Origin of the sequence: Acinetobacter sp. WC-323, assembly GCF_000314615.1 — a bacterium.
In the GTDB taxonomy this organism is placed as follows: Bacteria; Pseudomonadota; Gammaproteobacteria; order Pseudomonadales; family Moraxellaceae; genus Acinetobacter; species Acinetobacter courvalinii.
Map to the genome: position 1 here is coordinate 23,932 of NZ_AMZS01000046.1, position 20,790 is coordinate 44,721.

Annotated in this window: 17 protein-coding genes; 10 read left to right on the top strand and 7 right to left on the bottom strand. The window is 42.8% G+C overall.

From position 1 onward, the window contains the following. Window positions 1-524 precede the first annotated feature (524 nt). The 6 genes from ACINWC323_RS08550 (at window position 525) to ACINWC323_RS08525 (ending at window position 8,207) form a co-directional block, all read left to right on the top strand. Window positions 525-1,586: an HlyD family secretion protein gene (locus tag ACINWC323_RS08550; protein WP_032881533.1), complete on the top strand. Its 1,062-nt coding sequence runs from the start codon at window positions 525-527 to the stop codon at window positions 1,584-1,586. 20 nt (window positions 1,587-1,606) lie between these two features. Continuing rightward, window positions 1,607-3,154: a DHA2 family efflux MFS transporter permease subunit gene (locus tag ACINWC323_RS08545; protein ID WP_009512757.1), complete on the top strand. Its 1,548-nt coding sequence runs from the start codon at window positions 1,607-1,609 to the stop codon at window positions 3,152-3,154. Window positions 3,155-3,341: 187 nt separating this feature from the next. After that, the gene (locus ACINWC323_RS08540; protein WP_171062200.1) at window positions 3,342-4,130 is read left to right on the top strand and encodes a hypothetical protein; all 789 of its coding nucleotides are present in this window, start codon (window positions 3,342-3,344) and stop codon (window positions 4,128-4,130) included. Beyond that, window positions 4,127-5,713: a GH3 family acyl-acid amido synthetase gene (locus tag ACINWC323_RS08535; RefSeq protein ID WP_009512565.1), complete on the top strand. Its 1,587-nt coding sequence runs from the start codon at window positions 4,127-4,129 to the stop codon at window positions 5,711-5,713. The genes ACINWC323_RS08540 and ACINWC323_RS08535 overlap by 4 nt, the downstream gene beginning before the upstream one ends. A gap of 41 nt (window positions 5,714-5,754) precedes the next feature. Then, the gene (locus tag ACINWC323_RS08530) at window positions 5,755-7,047 is read left to right on the top strand and encodes a TolC family protein (RefSeq protein ID WP_155758133.1); all 1,293 of its coding nucleotides are present in this window, start codon (window positions 5,755-5,757) and stop codon (window positions 7,045-7,047) included. Continuing rightward, a complete protein-coding gene (locus tag ACINWC323_RS08525; protein ID WP_009512780.1) occupies window positions 7,044-8,207 on the top strand; it encodes a hypothetical protein in 1,164 nt (387 codons plus the stop codon). Before ACINWC323_RS08530 ends, ACINWC323_RS08525 begins: the two co-directional genes overlap by 4 nt. A gap of 62 nt (window positions 8,208-8,269) precedes the next feature. Here ACINWC323_RS08525 and ACINWC323_RS08520 read toward each other — a convergent pair whose 3' ends face one another. Genes ACINWC323_RS08520 through ACINWC323_RS08510 form a run of 3 tightly spaced genes read right to left on the bottom strand, consistent with a single transcriptional unit; the run spans window position 8,270 to window position 10,062 of the window. Beyond that, window positions 8,270-8,740: an SRPBCC family protein gene (locus ACINWC323_RS08520; RefSeq protein WP_009512567.1), complete on the bottom strand. Its 471-nt coding sequence runs from the start codon at window positions 8,738-8,740 to the stop codon at window positions 8,270-8,272. Beyond that, a complete protein-coding gene (locus tag ACINWC323_RS08515; RefSeq protein ID WP_009512937.1) occupies window positions 8,718-9,077 on the bottom strand; it encodes an ArsR/SmtB family transcription factor in 360 nt (119 codons plus the stop codon). Before ACINWC323_RS08515 ends, ACINWC323_RS08520 begins: the two co-directional genes overlap by 23 nt. A gap of 49 nt (window positions 9,078-9,126) precedes the next feature. Continuing rightward, window positions 9,127-10,062, bottom strand: a complete 936-nt coding sequence (locus ACINWC323_RS08510) for a DMT family transporter (RefSeq protein ID WP_050560468.1) — start codon at window positions 10,060-10,062, stop codon at window positions 9,127-9,129. Between the two features lie 89 nt (window positions 10,063-10,151). Between ACINWC323_RS08510 and ACINWC323_RS08505 the strand changes: the two genes are divergently transcribed. From ACINWC323_RS08505 to ACINWC323_RS08495, 3 genes are all read left to right on the top strand, one after another. Continuing rightward, window positions 10,152-11,024, top strand: coding sequence for a LysR family transcriptional regulator (locus tag ACINWC323_RS08505; protein WP_009512749.1), 873 nt, complete (start codon window positions 10,152-10,154; stop codon window positions 11,022-11,024). 247 nt (window positions 11,025-11,271) lie between these two features. After that, window positions 11,272-13,476 carry an OsmC domain/YcaO domain-containing protein gene (locus tag ACINWC323_RS08500; protein WP_009512771.1) on the top strand — a complete coding sequence of 735 codons (2,205 nt, stop codon included), beginning with the start codon at window positions 11,272-11,274 and terminating at the stop codon, window positions 13,474-13,476. Between the two features lie 163 nt (window positions 13,477-13,639). Beyond that, a complete protein-coding gene (locus ACINWC323_RS08495; RefSeq protein WP_004653564.1) occupies window positions 13,640-13,828 on the top strand; it encodes a heavy-metal-associated domain-containing protein in 189 nt (62 codons plus the stop codon). Between the two features lie 98 nt (window positions 13,829-13,926). On the opposite strand, the gene cueR is transcribed toward ACINWC323_RS08495, so the two are convergent. The 4 genes from cueR to ACINWC323_RS08475 form a co-directional block, all read right to left on the bottom strand. Then, window positions 13,927-14,385: a Cu(I)-responsive transcriptional regulator gene (cueR, locus tag ACINWC323_RS08490; RefSeq protein ID WP_005230570.1), complete on the bottom strand. Its 459-nt coding sequence runs from the start codon at window positions 14,383-14,385 to the stop codon at window positions 13,927-13,929. Window positions 14,386-14,396: 11 nt separating this feature from the next. Continuing rightward, the gene (locus ACINWC323_RS08485) at window positions 14,397-16,883 is read right to left on the bottom strand and encodes a heavy metal translocating P-type ATPase (RefSeq protein WP_009512681.1); all 2,487 of its coding nucleotides are present in this window, start codon (window positions 16,881-16,883) and stop codon (window positions 14,397-14,399) included. A gap of 309 nt (window positions 16,884-17,192) precedes the next feature. Next, window positions 17,193-18,035, bottom strand: a complete 843-nt coding sequence (locus ACINWC323_RS08480; RefSeq protein WP_009512759.1) for an SDR family NAD(P)-dependent oxidoreductase — start codon at window positions 18,033-18,035, stop codon at window positions 17,193-17,195. Continuing rightward, complete coding sequence (locus ACINWC323_RS08475; protein ID WP_032881534.1) at window positions 18,036-19,568, bottom strand: flavin-containing monooxygenase; 1,533 nt, start codon at window positions 19,566-19,568, stop codon at window positions 18,036-18,038. It lies immediately after the preceding gene. 114 nt (window positions 19,569-19,682) lie between these two features. Between ACINWC323_RS08475 and ACINWC323_RS08470 the strand changes: the two genes are divergently transcribed. Continuing rightward, window positions 19,683-20,702 (top strand): AraC family transcriptional regulator, encoded by a 1,020-nt coding sequence (locus tag ACINWC323_RS08470; protein WP_032881535.1) that lies wholly within the window; start codon window positions 19,683-19,685, stop codon window positions 20,700-20,702. Window positions 20,703-20,790: the final 88 nt, after the last annotated feature.

A 20,790-nucleotide genomic window follows, 5' to 3' on the forward strand; every position in this document is an offset into this window, starting at 1 on the left:
AGATTAAACAATTTATTTGTTTTTCTGTCATAAATCTGTCAAATGATCCAAAATTAGATTATAAGAAAATAAGATATAAAAATTATTTCTATTATCTTTACATTTTTACAACGTTATTTTAAATCAGTTACAAAAAGCAGATTGTGTATGCAAAATAAGCAAAAGCATAGACCTGCTCTGTTCAGCAGAAAATTTTTCCTTAACTCATTTATAGTAAATATATATAGCATTAACAATAGAGTAGAACATTATAAAAAACAAATTTACATCAACAAAATAGGTCATATCTTAAATTACATCATTTTTAAATATAGTTTTTATAAGATTCGTGCTACTGACAGAAATAGAAAAAATGCATGTCAAAACGGTCAATGATATTTATTTGACTTAAGAATGATAATCAGCAGCAATTTCATCCTGTGACGATTTATTGAATAAAAACAGGTGAAGAGTTAAGTAAAAAAGATCCCAATATTTTATTGGTGAAAATAAAAAATTGAGTATGACAAATAAGCGGAATCAATATGGATAACGTCGCTCAGCTAGAAACTGACACTAATTTCCAAAGTCGAAAAAAAATAACAGGAGCAGTTTTTAGCGTGCTGCTGTTATTACTTCTCATCGGCATTATATATTATTTTTTTGTATATCGACATTATCAGTCTACCGATAATGCCTATGTTCAGGCAGATCTGACCTGGGTGATGCCAAAGATATCAGGTGAAGTCATTGAGTTGATTATTAAAGACAATCAGGTTGTTAAAAAAGGGGAAACCTTGGCAATACTGGATCATCGCGATTATCAGGCCCGTTATGACCAGGCCCGTTCTATGGTGACCTTAAAACAAGCAGCACTTGGAGTGCAGCAACAAAATGAAAAATCAGCCAAGTCATCCATCAGTGAAGCAAATAGTGGTGTTATTGCAGCACAAGCTGATCTATCGCGCTTGAAAAAAGATTTTGAACGTTATCAAGACCTGTTAAAAGATGGGGTGATTGCCCGACAAAACTTTGAAGGCATTCAGTCCCAATATTTGACCGCACAGGCACAACTAAGCAAGGCGCAAGCCGCGGTCAATGCTGCTGAAGCTCAACTGGGCAGCTTACAGGCAAGTAGAGCCCAGATTTTAGCCGACATTGAAAATGCCAATGCCAGCCTTGATCTTTATCAGATTGATCTGGCTTCCTCCAAAGTAGTCAGTCCTGTGTCTGGTAAAGTTGGCAGTCTTGCAATCCAGAAGGGATCGCGTGTCTCACCGCAAACGCGTTTGATGGCGATTATTCCTGACAAAAGCTTATATGTGCAGGCCAACTTCAAAGAAACACAAATAGAAAAAATGCATATTGGCCAGCAGGTTAAACTCAAAATAGATGCCTATCCAAGCCTGATTTATACCGGAAAAATCGAAAGCTTTTCACCAGCATCAGGAGCAACTTTTTCACTGATGCCTCCTGACAATGCAACAGGGAATTTTAACAAAGTCGTACAACGTATTCCGGTACGCATCAGCATCGATTCAAGCCCGCACATCGATCTGATTAAGCCTGGCATGTCGGTCAGCGCGACCGTTGATCTCAGAACTTAAGCATAAATTAGGTGTAAGTGATGAATCAGGCTGTTGAAAATGAGTGGCAATTCCCCCGGAAAACGGCATGGGTAATTTTCGCTGCCATGATTTTTGGCAATTTTATGGCAATTCTTGATATTCAGATCGTCGCCAGTTCTTTAAACGAAGTTCAGGCAGGGATGAGTGCGAGCCGTTACGAAGTAACCTGGGTTCAAACGGTGTATTTGATTGCAGAGATCATTGCCATTCCGATGTCTAGCATTGTCTCGCGCGTACTCTCGACCCGTGTCTATTACACCCTTTGTGCAGTGGGATTTACCATCAGTTCCTTACTCTGTGCACTGGCATGGAATCTGGAAAGCTTACTGGTATTTCGTGCGATTCAGGGCTTTATGGGCGGTGGCATGATTCCAACCTCAATGACGGCATTATATCTGCTGTTCCCTGAGGCAAAGCGTTCCTTACCGTTGGTGACCTTTGGCATGGTCAGTACCTTAGGTCCAGCAATTGGTCCAACCATAGGCGGCTGGCTCACCAATAATTTTTCATGGCACTGGATGTTCCTGATCAACATCATTCCCGGAATTATCATTGCCACCGTGATTTACTCAGGCCCCAATATTGACCGCGCTAATTATTCACTGATTAAAACTATGGACTGGCTGAGCCTGCTTGGTATGGCGATGTTCTTGGGTGGACTGGAATATTTTCTGGATGAAGGTGCTCGACATGACTGGCTTGCAGATTCGGGTGTGCGTATCGCTTTTATGGTCTGTCTGATCGGTGGCATGATTTTCTTCTCCAGAAGCTTTACTCAGCCGAAGCCTTTACTCGATTTAAGCGTATTCAGGAACAAGAATTTCACCCTCAGTGCGATTACCACCTTTGTGATCGGCATGGCATTGTATGGCTTGGGCTATATGATTCCGGTCTTTCTTGGGCAGGTAAGAGAAATGAACAGTAGCCAGATTGGTCACGTCATGATGGTTACCGGCGTAGTGATGTTCTTTTTTGCCCCATTCCTTGCCTGGCTGATTCCTAATTTTGATACCCGTAAAACCGTATTCGTCGGCATGATTCTGGCGGGCTTTGGTGTATGGCTGAATTCACATCTTAGCATTCACAGCGATTATGACTTTATGTTCTGGCCGCAAATTTATCGCGGAATAGGCCTGATGATCTGCCTGATTGTGGTTTCACATCTGGCCATGAGTACTTTACCGCTAAGTAAGGTTGCTGATGCCAGCGGGATTTACAACCTGATGCGTAATATTGGCGGAGCAGTGGGATTGGCGCTGATTAATTCTTCACTGGATTGGCTGACAGCGCTACATGTCACTCAAATTAATCAGTATATGAATCCCCAGAACTGGATCTTCGTCGAAAGACTGGATCAGCTTACGGCGCAATATCAGGAGGTTGGTTCAAACGCCCAGCAAATTGCGCTGAGCGTGATTTATCGTGACATTCATTATCAGGCGCTGACATCAAGTTTTAATGATTTATTACGCATGCTCGCAATCATTATGTTTGTGACCGCATTTTTAACCATATTTATGGATCGGGGGAAAAAAATGAATATGTAGAAATCCAAAAACAGAGGGTAATTTTAAACAATCAAAAAACAATAGGGCTTATATAAAAAAGATCCCTTTATAAAAACAACACTTAGATGAGTTTTTGAATATCTCTGTATGAGATCGGGGAACTCGCATATCTAGATGTAGAAGGTGAAGTATTATGATTAATACAACATATAAACTAATTTCAAAATTGAACCAGAAAGAACGTACCTATGGTCAATATCTTGAAAAAGAGCAAATCGATCTTGATCGCTTAAAAGTGATGTACTCGATTTATGAACAATATTACGAAAACACCAGATTTTCTATTTTTGTGGATGATTTTAAAAAGAAAAGTGGTGCAATCCTGATTTTTAATGCACAAACCAATGAGATCGTTGGTTTCTCTACCGTCGTGGTTCAACATTTCTATTTGAATGGCAAGGACTATACCGTTTTATTTAGTGGCGATACTGTTGTTTTAAGAGAGTTTTGGGGAACGCGCTCACTTCAAAGTGCCATGCTCAAGTTGATGATCAAACTCAGAATCAGATATCCATTTAATGAACTGTACTGGTTACTGATTTCTAAAGGTTATAAGACCTACTTATTACTTGCCAATAATTATTATGTGTATTACCCCAATATTAAAGATGAAAACCAGCATCTCTCTTCAGTGATTGAGCATTATTGTGAAAATTTCTTTGGCGAATATTATGATAAAGAAGCAGGATTATTAAATTTTGGCGAGGATTATCAGCCATTAAAAGGCGAAATTGCCCCGATTACTGCTGAAATGAGAGAAAAAAATCCGAATATTGATTTCTTTGAGCAGAAAAATCCAACCTGGACGATGGGTACCGAGCTGCCATGTATTGGGCGTATGGGCTGGAAGGACATTGCCCGTTTTCCAGTAAAGCTGATGACAAAGCCGACCAGTAAAGGCAAATGTGAGGCGCTTTCAATCTCTCAAACCAACCGTCGGGAGGCGATCCAATGAAAGCTGCTGAATGGCTGACAACAGGCTCGCATCTTATTTTAAAACAATGGTGTGATGCCTCTGATCGTAATTTTACCAAACGCTTTAATGCATTAGAAGCAACACAACGTCAAATTTTGCATTCAATTTTACAGACCTCAACCTTTGCTAAAGATAAAAAAGTGCAAAATTATGAACAGTTTGTAAATTCATTCCCAGCCACGCGTTACGGCGCCTGGCGAGAAGATATCCAGCGCTATCGTGAACAAAAGCTTGCACTTTCCAGCAGCAAGCTGGTTCGTTTTCAGCCAACCAGTGGTTCAAGTGAACAGATTAAGTTTATTCCTTATACCAAACTGTTTTTAGATGAACTCGATCATGCTATTGCTCCCTGGTTAGCCAGCATGTACCGCAAGTGTCCTCAATTGCGCGCAGGAACTCACTATTGGTCTGTGTCATGGTTGCCGGAAAGCCAGCGTGAAGTTTTAAAAGACAAAAACCTGAATGATGACAGTGCATTATTAGGCATGGGTAAACGGATCTTATCCAAGTTTACCCAAGCTGTTCCAAGTAATGTAGCCTTTGCTGCAAATGCCGATGATGCATTGTTTGCGACCATTTGTTATCTGGTGGCTAATCGAAATCTGGCCATGATCTCGGTATGGAGTCCAACCTTTGCACTACAGTTGCTGGAACGTCTGGAAGCCCTGCAACAGGAAGTGATTGAAGTGCTGGAAAGTGGATTATGGGGTATGCGCCAAAATTCGTTGAAAGATGTTACGGCACCTTATAGTCCGGAAAGTGCACAGGCCTTAATCAATAGTTCTAATGGTGAGCACATTGATTTTAAGCAGCTTTGGCCAAAATTAAGTCTGGTCTCCAGTTGGGATACCGCAGGCTCTAAAGCCTGGGCTGAAAAATTAAAGCAGAGACTGCCTGATGTGCAGTTCGAGGGCAAAGGTCTGTGGGCAACTGAAGGCGTGGTGACCATTCCGTATAACGATCAATATCCGTTAGCTTATCAAAGTCATTTTTACGAGTTTGAATATCTTGAGGGGGAAAAGCAGGGCCAGCTTATCCCCTCATGGCAACTTAAAGTGGGTGATGTGGTGAGTCCAATCATCACATCGGGAAATGGTTTACTACGTTATTGTCTTGATGATTGTTTACGGGTCACCGGATTTCTGCAACAGATTCCTTGCTTTGAGTTTCAGGGACGCCGTTTTGGTGTCGATCTGGTTGGTGAAAAGCTTGCTCCGGAAACGGCACAGCAACTGCTTTCACAACTGAACGAAACCGACTCTAAAGCCATCTCCTTGCTGGCGATTGATACCGAGCAGCAGGTTAAACCCTTTTATTGCGTTCTGTTTGAAGGGGAAATTCATCACAGTGTTAACGATGAATATATTGATCGTATTTTGCGTCAGAATTTTCATTATGAACTTGCCCGTAACTTAGATCAGCTAGATCAACCCCAGATTCGTCAAGCGCCGAATGGCTGGAACGCCTATAAAAAGCTGGTGATGTTTGATGGCATTATCGAAGGCAATATCAAGCCTGAACCCTTAAAGAAAATTACCCTGAATAGTTTGGAACAACTATGAAGAAAGGGAAGACGCAATTTAGTAAGCCGTTTTTAAAGCCTATGCATCTTGTACTGTGCATGGGACTGCTATTCGTTTCAAATACAGTCAGTGCCATGACTTTAGACGAGGCTTTGTCAGCAAGTTTAAGGCATGAAACTCAACTCGAAGTCAGCCGCTTAAGTGTCAGTCAATCCACTGCCATGCTGGAGCAGGCTAAACAACGGGATGGCTTAAAAGTTAATCTGGTCGGCCAACTTGATTATGAGCGGGTGGAAACACCTGCTCAGGTCATGTTTCCAACCGAAGGCAACCGCAAAGGCCGAAGTCTGCAATTACAGCTGGACTATCCCGTTTATACGTCCGGACGGCATGGTTTGGGCGTTGAAGTAGCGAAGAACCAGTTATCTGCACAGGCACAGGGTTTATCTGACCAAAGATCGGAAACCATCCTGAATACGGTGATGGTCTATACCGATGTATTAAAGAAAAAAGCGATTTTAGAGCTACGGAAAAAAACCATGTCGAATCTGCAACGCTCGCTCTATGAATCACAACGGCGTTTTGACGTGGGCATGATTACCCGTGCCGATCTGGCTCAGGTTCTGGCCCAAGTGGCCCAAGGCCAAGCTGATATTACACAGGCTCAATCCAATCTTACCGTGAGTGAAGCACAGTTTTATCAAATTACTGGTTTAACCGCAGATAATCTTGTTGCCATCAAACAATTGCCTGCAATTCCAAACAGCGTGGATGAAGTTTTAGCGAGAACTAACCGTCATCCTGCATTGATGCGCGGCAAATATGAAAAACAGGCTGCCGAGAAACAATACGCCCTAACCAAACGGGAACTCTGGCCGACAGTCATGCTGACCAGCCGAGCAGGCAAGCAGCATGAAGCAAGTTATATCGGTTCTGAAAGTAACAATTACATGGTGGGCGTACAACTGAATGTGCCTTTGTTTGATGATGGCCTGAACCGGGCCAATACTCGTAAAGCGCAGGCCGATGTCGATCTGGCTAAGCAAAAGATCCGGACACTTGAGCTTGATTTAAATCAGCGGGCACGAACCACATATGCACAGCTGCAAAGCATTCGACAAAATAAAGAGGCACTGCAAAATGCCATAGATGCAGCATCGATTGCATTTGTCTACACCCGAAAAGAGTTCGACTTAGGTACCAAAACCACCTTTGATCTGCTCAATACCGAACAAAAACTATTGGACGTACAGACCCAAAAAACCGTCAATGAACAGGATGAAGTCGTGTATGTCTATCAACTCCTGGATCAGATGGGACAATTAAATCAGCTGGTTCCAGACCAGACGGCTACACAGGTGAATAATCAATGAAAACAAACCCACCGACATCCCCTAATCAAAACAGCTTGATTACCCGTGAAGCAACCTTGGCTGACGATCAGGCCTTACGTGCACTGATTGCGGTGCCAATGACCACCAAAGGCGTACAAATCAGTTTTCAGCGTGAACCGAGCTATTTTAAAGCTTCAGATATTCTGTATCGACATAAGCTACATGTGGTCATTGAAGATACTGAACATCAAAAGAATGTTGCCTGTTATAGCAATGGTCATCGCCCGTGCTATGTCGATAAGGCAATACAGAATGTGCGCTATGCCAGTGATTTGCGTGTTGATCCAAACTATCGTGGCAAATCCTTAGTCAAAGTATTGGGTGCGCATGTCAAGCAGACCCTGCATCAACCTGATTTTAGCCAGATGATTATTTTTAATGATAACTATGCAGCAAGAGCAGCCATACAAACCGGAAAAAGCGGGATTCCTGATTATTATGATGAAGGCTTAATCCAAACACTGACACTAACGTATCTGGGAAACAAAAGAACAATTAAAGCCTTTTTAAATCACAGGACTGAAACTGAGATGAGTGAGATTAAATCATGTCAGGCTCGACCCGAACATATCACCGCAATGAACCGGTTTATTGCCGAAATGTCGCAGCATTATAATTTTATCCCGGCTTATAATTTCGCAGAGTTAGATGCAGGGCACCCTTATTTTTCGGGACTACAACTCTCGGACTTTCAGCTTTACTTTCAAGATGGAAAACTTGTAGGAATGTTTGGATTATGGGATCAACATACCATTAAACAGACCAAAATCCTGCATTACAGTTCAGCGATTGGCCTTATACGTCCAATCTATAATGTCTTGACCAAAGTGACTAAAGGCATGCCATTGCCTAAACTTGGCGACTCGGTGAGATATCATGTGTTACATAGCCTGTTGTGCCATCCCCAGCAGTTAGCACTGCATCATTTAATGCTTGAAGATGCGCAGAAAATCTCTAAGCAGCGAGGTGTAGGAGTTATAAGCTTTACCTTGTCGCATCAAGATCCTCGTTTTCAGCTCAATCAGTTTTATAAAGGTGAACGCTTAACAGGCATGCACGGTTTTATTAGTTTTCAGGGTGATCCACGGCCCAAATTTAATAAGCATCTAATTCCGTATTTAGAAGTTGGACGTATTTGAGTCATAAAAAAATTCCTCAAGCGATTTAAAGCTTGAGGAGTTTGCTAGGTGTAATGTGTAAATTATGCTTTCAGACCTTTAGCATACTCAACCAGTTGATCAATCACCGTTCCCCAACCGTCAAAGAAGCCCATGTCTTCGTGTTGTTGACGAGTTTCAGCAGAACGGTGACGGGCGATTGCGGTATATTTAGTTGCGCCATCGCCTACATCTTCAAGCAACAGAATTGCGGTCATAAATGGATTCTCAGCAGGTTTCCAGTCCTCAGTATAGGTATCGGTAAATACTAATTTTTTGCCATCAATCACTTCCAGATAAACCCCTTCATTCTTGATTTCATTGCCATCCACCTCAAAGATGGTATTGAATTTTCCACCCACTCGTAAATCAATTTCACAGGCTTTAATCGAGTGAGGGCGAGGAATAAAGAAGTGTTGGATATGTTCAGGCGTAGTCCAGCATTCCCAGACTAGCTCACGCGGAACATCAATCACTCTTTCCAGTTTTAAATCAGTCTTTGGATCTAGTTTCATTTTCTCTTTTCCTTTTTAATTCGAGTGCATAACGATCAAATTGATTTAGTCTTTGTTCCCAGATTGCCCGTTGCTCACTTAACCAATTTTGCATAGGGGTGAAAGCTTCGGGTGTCAGATCACAAGTTCTGATTCGTCCATTTTTTTCTGAATGAATAAGTCCTGCTTGTTCTAATTTATTTAAATGTTTTAGAAAAGATGGCAGGGCCATGTCATGTTGTTCAGCCAGTTCGGTGATCGATGCTGCCCCAAAAGACAGTCGCGTTAAGATATCTCTACGCGTTGGATCACTGAGAGCACTGAATAACACATCGAGTTTAGAATCATACTTAGCCATAGAGCTAAGTATTGCGCACAAAATAGATAGCTGTCAACAAAAAACTTAGCTAAGAAGCTAAGTTTCTATTGCAACTTTTATCGCTCTCTTTTTCTTGTTTATTGGTTAAAATAACCCCAATAAAACTTAGACTGCCACCCACCAGCATAGACCAGGTGATGGGTTCCTTCAGAATCAGAAATGCCAGTAAGACTGCAAATACAGGCACCAAATTATTAAATACGATGGTTCGAGATGCGCCAATGCGATAAATTGCTTCGGCATACCAGATAAAAGCCAGAACTGTGCCAAAGATGCCGAGAAAGATAATGGACAACCAGCTGTGAAAAGAAATATGTGGTAGAGAAAATTGCATAAATTCAGGCACAAGACTGATGAATAGAAAAAATGTTCCCCACAGTACCGAATAGGTGGTCATTGTTAAGGCAGGGGCTTGGGTCTGTTTAAAACAAATCGTATAAATGACCCAGCTCAAAACTGCACCGCACATCATCATTTCACCCGTCCCGAAAGATTGAGCGAATGCAGCAAAAAATTCACCTTTGCTCACTACAATCAATGTGCCGAATAAAGCGAGGTATACACCTAAATAATTGATTCGACTCAGCCTTTCCTGAAAGAAAAACCGCATGACTAAAATCGTTAAAATAGGGGATAAGCTCACAAATAGTGCAGTTCTGCCTGCTTCAATTCTGGACAAAGCAGCAAAGAAAAATAAGTTATAAGCAAATACCCCCGTCAATCCCATCAAGATAGCGTAGAGATGTTGTTGTACAGAAAGATGGGGAAATCCTCCCGTACTTTTCAATAAGATCAACACCAGTAAGATGGCAGCAAAGCCAAAGCGTAATAATGCAGATAAGTTTGGAGAGAGTTCCGCAGCAACAATACGTCCTGCAATGAAGGTACCACCCCACATTAGGGCAACACAGATCAGCTTCAAATAAACAGTGGAACTCGAAAGAGCAATGGCGAAGTGACGCATGAAATTTTCAATCAACATGGAATTGAATCAGATCGTAAAACTAATTTATTTTTATAGTAAAATGAGCTTTTACTCATGAATGCGTCGTGATGACCCTGACTCAACTTGAAATATTTTCCAAGCTCGCGGAACTAAAAAATTTTACGCATACTGCACAACTACTGAATATTTCACAGTCAGCGATTTCGTATGCACTGAAAGCGTTGGAAAAGAAGTGGCACACCCAGCTGTTTTATCGCAATAACAATGAAGTCGAGCTGACTGCTGCAGGACAACGCTTACTACCTTATGCGAATGAAATCCTGAATGTTGCTGACATGATTCAGCAAGAAGTGATGGATCTCAAAGGTCTGAAAACAGGAACCTTGAGGATCGGATCTTTTGGCGCATCGTCTTCCAATGTGCTGATCCCGCTGATTTTAAAACAGTTTGCACAGCACCATCCTGAGGTTGAGGTACTGGTGATTGAAGGAACTGATAAAGACGTATTGCAGTGGATAGATGAACGCAAAGTTGATCTTGGGTTTGTGGTATTGCCTGAAACCCGCTTTGATAGTTTTGCTTTACTAGAGGATATCTTTGTTGCTTTATTGCCCAACGATTTAGAGATCGCACAAAAGCCAGCGGTACAATTACAAGAATTGCTTGATCATCCTTTTATTATGACCAGTGCGGGTAGTCAAAACCATGTCATGGAACTGTTTAAGGCTGCACAACTCACCCCACAGATTAAATATAACTTGTCGCAAATCCTGTCGATTTTAAATATGGTCAATCAGGGTGCAGGGGTTTCAATTGTGGCAGATTTAGCACTCGACACAAATATTCTTTCGCTTTACCCCAATGTGGTCAAACGCCCATTATCTCCCAACATCAAGCGTTCTATTGGCTTGGCAGTAAAGAATAAACAGCAGATGTCACCGACTGCAAAAGCCTTTGTTGAGCTTGCCGTGCAACTCTAGGTTTGGGTCAGTATGCTAAAACCTGCCTGATTGTTCATAAATAGGCTATAAAAACAGACAAAAGTTATCAATTACACAAAATACTTCTATAATAGCGCCCATCATTACTAAGGTCAGTGTTTAGATAGAGTCATAAGACGACCTTAGCCACAGTTTTTTAAGTCTATTTGTGATCCACGATTCGGCTTATCGATTATTATTTTCAATCTTATGTATTTGCAACACATAAGAATATTTAGGTGCTCGCATGGAAATCAAGGTTAATTATCTCGACAATCTTCGCCAAGAAGCGAAGTTTGATGACTTTACGGTAATCGCCGATCAGCCGATTCGTTATAAAGGCGATGGTTCTGCACCAGGCCCATTTGATTATTTCCTTGCTTCATCTGCGTTGTGTGCAGCTTACTTTGTCAAAGTGTATTGTGCCGCACGTGATATTCCAACAGACAACATCCGTTTATCTCAGAACAATATTGTTGATCCTGAAAACCGCTACAAACAGATTTTTAAGATTCAGGTTGAATTACCCGTTGATATTTCTGAAAAAGACCGTCAGGGCATCTTGCGTTCAATCGATCGCTGTACCGTCAAGAAAGTGATCCAGACCGGTCCAGAGTTTGTGATCGAAGAAGTTGAAAGCATTGACGCCGATGCACAAGCCTTATTGATGCCAAGCCTGGCTTCGGAAAGCAGCACCTATATTGCAGGTAAAGACCTGCCATTAGAAGAAACGATTGCCAATATGTCAGGGATTCTGGCAGGTCTTGGCATGAAGATTGAAATCGCATCTTGGCGCAATATCGTACCGAATGTCTGGTCGTTGCATATCCGTGATGCCCAATCGCCAATGTGCTTTACCAATGGTAAAGGCTCAACCAAAGAAAGTGCTTTGGCATCGGCTTTAGGCGAGTTCATTGAGCGTTTAAACTGTAACTTCTTCTATAACGACCAGTTCTGGGGTGAGGACATCGCCAATGCAGAATTTGTACATTATCCAGATGAGAAGTGGTTTAAACCGGGACCAAATGGCGAGTTACCAAAAGAGATTCTGGATGAATATTGTCTAGAAATCTATAACCCGGATGATGAATTACTCGGTACGCATTTATACGACACCAACTCAGGGAATACAGAACGTGGTATTTGTTCATTGCCATTTGTACGCCAATCTGATGATGAAATTGTCTATTTCCCATCGAATCTGATTGAGAATTTATATCTCAGTAACGGGATGAGCGCGGGCAATACCTTGGCAGAAGCTCAGGTCCAATGCCTATCTGAGATTTTTGAACGTGCGGTTAAGCGTGAAATTCTGGAAGGTGAAATTGCATTACCGGATGTGCCGCAACAGGTATTGGCCAAATATCCAAGTATTGTGGCAGGTATCCAAGGCTTGGAAGAGCAAGGTTTCCCAGTCCTTGTGAAAGATGCATCGTTAGGCGGTCAATTCCCTGTGATGTGTGTGACTTTAATGAACCCACGTACAGGCGGTGTATTTGCCTCATTCGGTGCGCACCCAAGTTTGGAAGTGGCATTAGAGCGTAGTTTAACTGAATTGTTGCAAGGTCGTAGTTTTGAAGGTTTAAACGATTTACCGCAACCGACATTCCAAAGCAATGCAGTGACAGAACCAAACAACTTTGTTGAACACTTCATTGATTCAAGCGGTTTGGTCTCTTGGCGCTTCTTTAGTGCCAAATCAGATTATGACTTTGTCGAGTGGGACTTCACTAATGAAGGTGAAAATTCAAATGCTGAAGAAGCTGCAGAATTGTTCGGCATCCTTGAAGAAATGGGCAAAGAAGTCTACATGGCCGTGTATGAGCACTTGGGTGCAACAGCATGCCGTATCTTGGTGCCGGATTATTCTGAAATTTATTTGGTTGAAGACCTGATTTGGGACAATACCAACAGAGCGATCTTATTCCGCGAAGATATTCTTAATCTACATCGTTTAGATAATGAACAATTGGAAGCCTTGGTTGAGCGTTTAGAAGAATGCGAACTGGATGATTACACCGAAATCACCACCTTGATCGGGATTGAGTTTGATGACAATACGGTATGGGGACAACTAACCCTGCTTGAATTGAAACTGTTGATCTATCTTGCTTTAGAGCAGTTTGAAGAAGCGAAAGAGTTGGTTGAGACTTTCTTGCAATACAATACCAACACGGTAGAACGTGGTTTGTTCTATCAATGCATGAATGTGGTGTTAGAAGTCTTACTCGATGATGAAATGGAGCTTGAAGACTACGAAACCAATTTCCGCCGTATGTTTGGTAATGAGCGTATGGATGCTGTGGTTGGTTCAGTTGAAGGCACGGTCCGTTTCTATGGTCTCACACCAACAAGTATGAAACTGGAAGGGCTTGATCGTCATTTACGTTTAATTGACAGCTATAAGAAATTGCATAAAGCACGTGCTAAGGCAGTTGGCTTAAATGGCTAAAACTCAATAAATATTGTTTTAAAAAGTGCATGTTGATCATGCACTTTTTTTATGATGAGAATGCTGAGTAAAATTGCAATTTTAAGAAAAAACGCTTGACCTTACCATTATGGGAAGCTTTATAGTGTCTTTATGTTCTTAAATAACTGAATGGAGTTTTGCAATGGAATTTCACGTTGAAAATATGACTTGTGGTGGCTGTGCACGTGGCGTAACCCGTGCAATCCAAGCGGTAGATGCCAATGCAAAAGTCATTACAGATCCACCTAACCGCAGTGTTAAGGTTGAAACGACAGCATCACAGCAACAAGTGGTCGAGGCTTTATCTGAAGCAGGTTTTCCACCACGTTAATCTGTTCTTGAATCAAAAGCGGCTTAAATAGTCGCTTTCTTGTGTTAAAAGAATGGAAAAAAATAAAAGGTGATCACAAGATCACCTTTTATTGTGTTTTATTTGCGTCCAGTGAGCGGGGACAGCGAGAGCAGATCATTATGATGATGGATGTCCTTGATTTCATGACTGGGTTCTTTTAATCCTTCCAGAATCGGACAGTCGGGACGATTATCACCCGCACAGCAATCGACTAAATTCTGGAGTGTTTGCGCCATTTGTTGCAGGTCCTGGATACGCTCTTGCAACTTTTGGATATGTGCCTGAGCCAGTTGTTTTACATCGGCACTTTGCCGATTGCGGTTATTCCATAAATCCAGTAAATCGGTGATTTCCGTAACCGAAAAACCCAGCTCACGACTGCGTTTGATAAATTTCAATCGTTCCACATCATTATCAGAATAAGAGCGGTAACCTGCATTGCTGCGTCCTGCCGCAGGAATCAAACCAATTTGCTCGTAATAACGAATCATTTTGGCGGTTACACCTGAAGCTTGAGAAACTTTACCAATATTCATAAGATCCTCCATTAGCTTTTATGTACAGATGGTGCTTGAAAACGACGTAAACGTAGGGCATTCCCAAGCACAAATACACTTGAAAGTGCCATCGCACCCGCGGCAAAAATCGGTGACATCAGGATACCATAAGCAGGGTATAACACACCCGCAGCTACAGGTATCAATAGGGTATTGTAGGCAAAGGCCCAGAACAGGTTCTGGTGAATATTGACAATGGTTGCCTTAGATAAGGCAATTGCATTGGCTACGCCTTGCAAGTTGCCAGACATCAACACCACATCCGCAGACTCAATCGCCACGTCAGTCCCTGTGCCAATTGCAAGGCCGACATCTGCCTGCGCCAGTGCTGGTGCATCATTGATCCCATCACCGACAAAGGCAATATTGCCATATTTTGCTTTCAGTTCCTGCACGGCATTAACTTTACCTTCAGGTAGCACTTCGGCAATCACTTCATCAATCCCAAGTTGTTTGGCAATAGCATGTGCGGTACGGGCATTGTCACCGGTAATCATCGCCACTTTTAGACCCAGTTGATGTAGCGCTTGAATAGCAGCAGGTGTGGTGTCTTTGATTGGATCGGCAACTGCAATAATCCCTGCCAAAGCGCCATCAATTGCCACATAAAGCGGAGATTTGCCTTCATCACCCAAACGTTGTGCCGTATGAGAAAATGGGGCGATATCCAGACCAAGTTGAATCATATAACGATCTGCACCGATATAGATGTTCTGGCGTTCATGTACAGTGGCATTGACACCCATTCCAGTGACTGAATCAAAGCGATCAACCTTTGGCAAATCTAAACCTTCTTTTTTTGCCGCATCGACAATTGCTTTGGCAATCGGATGTTCAGACAGTGACTCCACTGCGGCAACAAGACTGAGCACATCATTACGTTCAAAGCCTGACGCCACTTCAAAATCAGTCAGTACGGGATGACCTTCGGTCAAAGTGCCTGTTTTATCAACGGCGACCACTTGGGCATCTTTTAACAGCTGTAGTGCTTCACCTTTACGGAACAGGATACCCAGTTCTGCGCCACGTCCGGTACCGACCATAATCGAAGTCGGGGTTGCCAAGCCCATAGCACATGGACAGGCAATAATCAGTACGGCTACGGCGTTGACCAGTGCAAAAGTTAAAGCAGGTGATGGGCCAAAAATCAGCCATACGAGGAAGGTGAGTAAAGCAGCAATCATCACTGCGGGTACAAACCATAAGGTCACTTTGTCGACCACGGCTTGAATCGGCATTTTAGAGCCTTGTGCCTGCTCGACCAGACGTATAATCTGTGCCAGCATGGTGTCGCCACCGACAGCGATGGCTTTAAAACTTAAAGTTCCGTTCTGGTTAATAGTTCCACCCACCACTTGGCTGCCAATGTTTTTTTCAACAGGAATCGGTTCACCCGTGATCATTGATTCATCGACAAAGCTTTGGCCTTCAATGACTTCACCATCGACAGGAATTCGTTCACCCGGTTTTACAATGACAAAATCACCTGCAAGCACTTGGTCAATTGGAATATCGACAAGCTGATGATCGCGAGAAACATGGGCAACTTTGGCCTGTAAGCTGACTAAGCGTTGAATGGCTTCAGAGGTCCGTCCTTTGGCTTTCGCTTCAAGAAAACGACCGAGTAGAATTAAAGCTACAATCACTGCTGCAGCTTCGTAATAAACATTGACCGTGCCTGCAGGTAAGAACTTTGGTGCAAAGGTTGCAACCAGTGAAAATAGGTAAGCTGCCAAGGTACCGACTGCCACCAAGGAGTTCATATCTGGGGCTAAACGGACTAAAGCGGGAAGCCCTTTAAGATAAAAACGACGCCCCGGAATAAACAGGACTAAGCTGGTTAAAACGAATTGTAAGTACCAACTATTTTGCATGCCAATAGTCTGTTCAATCAGTTGATGCACACCCGGAATCAAGTGCGAACCCATTTCCAAGATAAATACCGGTAAGGCTAAAATAGTGGCAATAATCAGGTCGCGTTTGAGTTCTGCACGTTCTTGGTCCTTTTTCTCCAGTTGTTCAGTTTGGTCTGGTGTAGCGGCCTGAATTTGTTTGGCATCGTAACCCGCCTTATCAATTGCGGCGATCAGGCTTTCAATGCTGGCTGTACCTGTTACAGTGGCGCGTTCTGTTGCTAAATTGACGTTGGCAGTGCTTACGCCATTCACCGCATTTAAGGCTTTTTCGACACGACTGACACAGGAAGCGCAGGTCATGCCTTCAATAGAGAGTTCTACTGTCGATGCAGGAACATCATAACCTGTTCGTTCAATGGCCTGAATCAGCACTTGTCGGTCTACGGGCTTGGCAAGTGTGATATCGGCACGTTCTGTGGCTAGATTCACTGACGCAGACTGAACGCCGTCGACTTTTTTGAGTGCTGTTTCGACACGTCCCACACAACTGGCACAGGTCATGCCTTCTACCTGAAGTGAAACTTTTATATTTTGAGCGTCTGTATTTGTTTGCGTTTCCATAAGTTATACCTATAGCGCTAATCTGATTGCTTCAAGCATAGACCTTAACATTATGGGAAGGTCAAGAGGGGATTTTCAATATGGACTGTTTTATTGCTTAAGCCTGATAAATTGTTCGTTTTGGTCAAAATTTAACAAGCAAGCGAAGTGATGTCGGAATAAAACTGGCTGTTTTAAATGAAGATATTGAAATGATGATATTTTATCGTCAGCGAAAGGATTTGAATAAAAAGAATCGGAAAAAGGTTGTGCAATCATCGATCGACCATTTGGCTATTGAACAAATGGTCGATCACCCTAGATTAGGCTTTATGACAAGAATCTGGCTTGCAGGGCAGTAGCTGTTGCAAAAATCCTCTGATACCCCTGTGGCAAAATCCGTTGTAATACATCGACTGCTTTTGCATCAGCGCCAATCAGTAAACGACGTTTATTTTTCAGCACAGCAGTGAGAATCTGTTGTGCTGCCTGCTCTGCAGGGGTTCTCAATATCTTGTCAAAAGCATCCTGACTTTTTAGCGGGTCCATTCCCAGAATCTCAACACTACTGTTAATACGTGCTGCTTTGGCAATATTGGTGCGGATGCCTCCCGGATGTACACAGGTTGCACTGACTCCACAACCTTGTAGATCCAGTTCCTGACGTAAGGACTCGGTAAAACCGCGAACTGCAAATTTACTGGCATTATAAGCACTTTGCGTCGGCTGTGCGGTCAGCCCGAACATGCTGGAGACATTGATCACATGTCCGTCACCGCTTTGTTTCAGGTAAGGTAAAAACTCTTTGGTACCATACACGACACCCCAGAAATTAATCCCGATCAGCCATTCCAGATCTTCATAGCTGACACCTTCCGCGGTACTGCCCATGGCAACACCTGCATTATTAAAGATCAGATTGACTTGCTGATGCTGCTCGACAATCGTTTTCGCCCAATTTGCCATTTCCTGACGCTTGGCCACGTCAACCACCTGCGTGGTGACTTTGACAGGATAGGTTTTTAACAAGTTCTGAGTCTTGGCTAGCCCCAACTCATTGACATCTGATAAAGCCAGATGACAACCTTGTTTTGCCAACGCAACGGCAAGGGCTTGACCAATACCTGAACCCGCACCTGTAATCGCAGCCACCTTATTCTTGAATGTTTTCATTTAAACCGCCATTTGTTGTTCTAAAGCTTGTGTCTGCACTTGAGGATGGGATGACCGGGTCAACTGATGATAGTTTTCCAGATCAAAACGACGGGTGCGTTGACGGTATTCCAGTGTAAAACCCGGCCAGTTATTGGTATTTTTGCCTGTCGCGGTCTGATACCAGCTGGTACAGCCTTGCGACCACATGGTTGACTTCATGCGCACCTGAATTTCCTGATTAAACTGTACTTGGATTTCAGCTTTTAGATCGGTAAAGGCTAAATTGTTTTGGATATGGGTTTGAAGTGCATCCAGAATATAGTTCACCTGACTTTCAATCATGTACACGATTGAGTTATGCCCAAGATTGGTATTGGGGCCATACAGCATAAAGAAGTTGGGGAAGCCACTAACGGTTAATCCCAAATACGCTTCTGCGCCATCGACCCATTGGTCTTTCAATCTTTTGCCATTCAGTCCTGTAATCTGCATGGGCGCCATAAACTCGGTTGCCGCAAACCCTGTTCCATAAATAATGGTATCGACTTCACGGTGTTTGCCATCTTTATCGACAATACCATTTTCAGTCACTTGCTGAATCGCGCTATCAATAACCTCGACATTGGGGCGGACCAGACTGCGGTACCAATGATTGGAGATCAGGATACGCTTGCAACCAATCGGATAATCAGGCATCAGACGGTGGCGAAAATGCGGATTTTTAATTTCTGCACGGATATGTCGCTGGAAAATATATTCGGCTAATGGAATTTCGTTCAGCGTAGCGGTAAAGCTCTTGAGGCGAATTTCGTTATAACTATATTGAAATACGCGATCAAGGCTTTGTAAAACCGGAAGCTTTTGAAATGCTTTGCGTTCCAGACTGGAATAAATACGGTCTGGTTTAGGAATCACATAAGGAGCAGAACGTTGATAAATATCTAAATGCGCCACTCGCTTGGCAATCTCAGGAACAAACTGGATCGCACTGGCGCCGGTCCCAATGACTGCCACACGTTTGTTATTTAAGTCGTAGTCATGATCCCAGCGTGCAGAATGGAAAGTCTTACCCTTAAAAGTCTCCAAACCTTTAATTTTGGGATAAGCAGGTCGATTGAGCTGACCGACGGCGGCAATCAGGAATTCTGCCTCAAATTTTTCTCCGGTTAAGCTCTTAATCTGCCAGACACCTTGGGTGGCATCAAAATCAGCGCTGGCAATTTCAGTATTAAACTGGATATGTGGATAGAGCTGATATTTTTCTGTGCAATGCTTCAAATACTGATGGATTTCCTGTGATGAACCATAACGGTTTTTCCAGCCCAGTTCTTGCTCAAAGGAAAAGGAATATAGATGGGAAGGCACATCGCATGCAGCACCAGGATAGGTATTGTCACGCCAGACACCACCCACATCACCGGCTTTTTCAAATAAGGTAAACTGTTCAAAACCGGCAAGTTTGAGCTGAATGGCTAGCCCTAAACCACCAAAGCCTGTTCCGATAATGGCGATACGTATATTGTTGTTTGAAGATAATTGTTGTTTAGACATAACCGACTCAAGTGAATAAATATCATGTACTGTATGCAGAATAATCGTTTCATGCATTGATTTAGAGGATGGATCAGGACAAAATATTGTGATTAGCGGACACGGAGAAGACGCTTGAAGTACTTATGGACTTACGAACGAAGTATCCATAGTGTTCGCCTGATGGCTGATTTTGCCGCAGAGCTCGGAACTAGTCATAGCCAGATTCTGACAGGAACTGGTATAGAGCAACACCAGCTACTTGATCCGAATATGCTGGTGACAGGGCAGCAAGAATTGCAACTGATCCGTAATCTGGTAGAGCTGTTTGGACATCGACCTTTGCTCGGGCTGGAAATTGGAACCCGTTATCACTTTACCACCTTTGGTTCATTAGGACTGGCTTTGATCAGTAGTGCCAATATTCGTGAAGCCTTAAATTTTGCCTTGGCCTATTTTCCCTTGTCCTTTGCATTTAGTCAGTTTGTGGTATCAGAACATCCGGATACACACGATATCCAAATCGAGATCATCGTGGATCAAGGAATTCCACAAAATTTATGGCAGTTTATTATTCAGCGAGATGTCGCTGCACTAATGACCGTGCAACGCGATTTAATTCAGGATCAACTTTGTCACAAGGTCATGTTTTCATTTCAAGCTCATGGAGAAACTCAGGCTTATGTTGAGCTATTTGGAATTAGCCCGGAATTTGGTGCATTAAAAAACCTGATTGTATTAAATGCCGGAAAAATAGACCAGAAACTCAGTATGGCCAATGAGCTGGTGCTACAGGCTGCGGAACAACAATGCCGACAGACGCTGGATAAACGACAAGCCCAAAAGAAATATACCCATCAGGTTCAGCAAGTCTTGATGAATAACAAAGGTGAAATTCCGTCGATGGAGGAGGTTGCGGATTGCTTGCATTTAAACTCACGGACCTTGCGTCGTTATTTGGCCCAAGAGCAGGTGACATTTCTCCAGATCAGAGAGGAGGTACGAAAAATTCTTGCAGACTATTATCTGTCTTTAACCCAAACGTCTATTGAGCAAATTTCCGAATGGCTGGGTTATGCTGAGCCTGCCAGTTTTATTCATGCCTACAAACGCTGGTATGGCAAAACGCCTCATGCAACCCGATTAAAAAAATAAAGTGTAGAAAATAACGATTCCGTGGCATATAAAAGACAGAGGAAAGCGAAATAAACAAAAGGGAATCACTGTTCAGCTTGATTGTAGC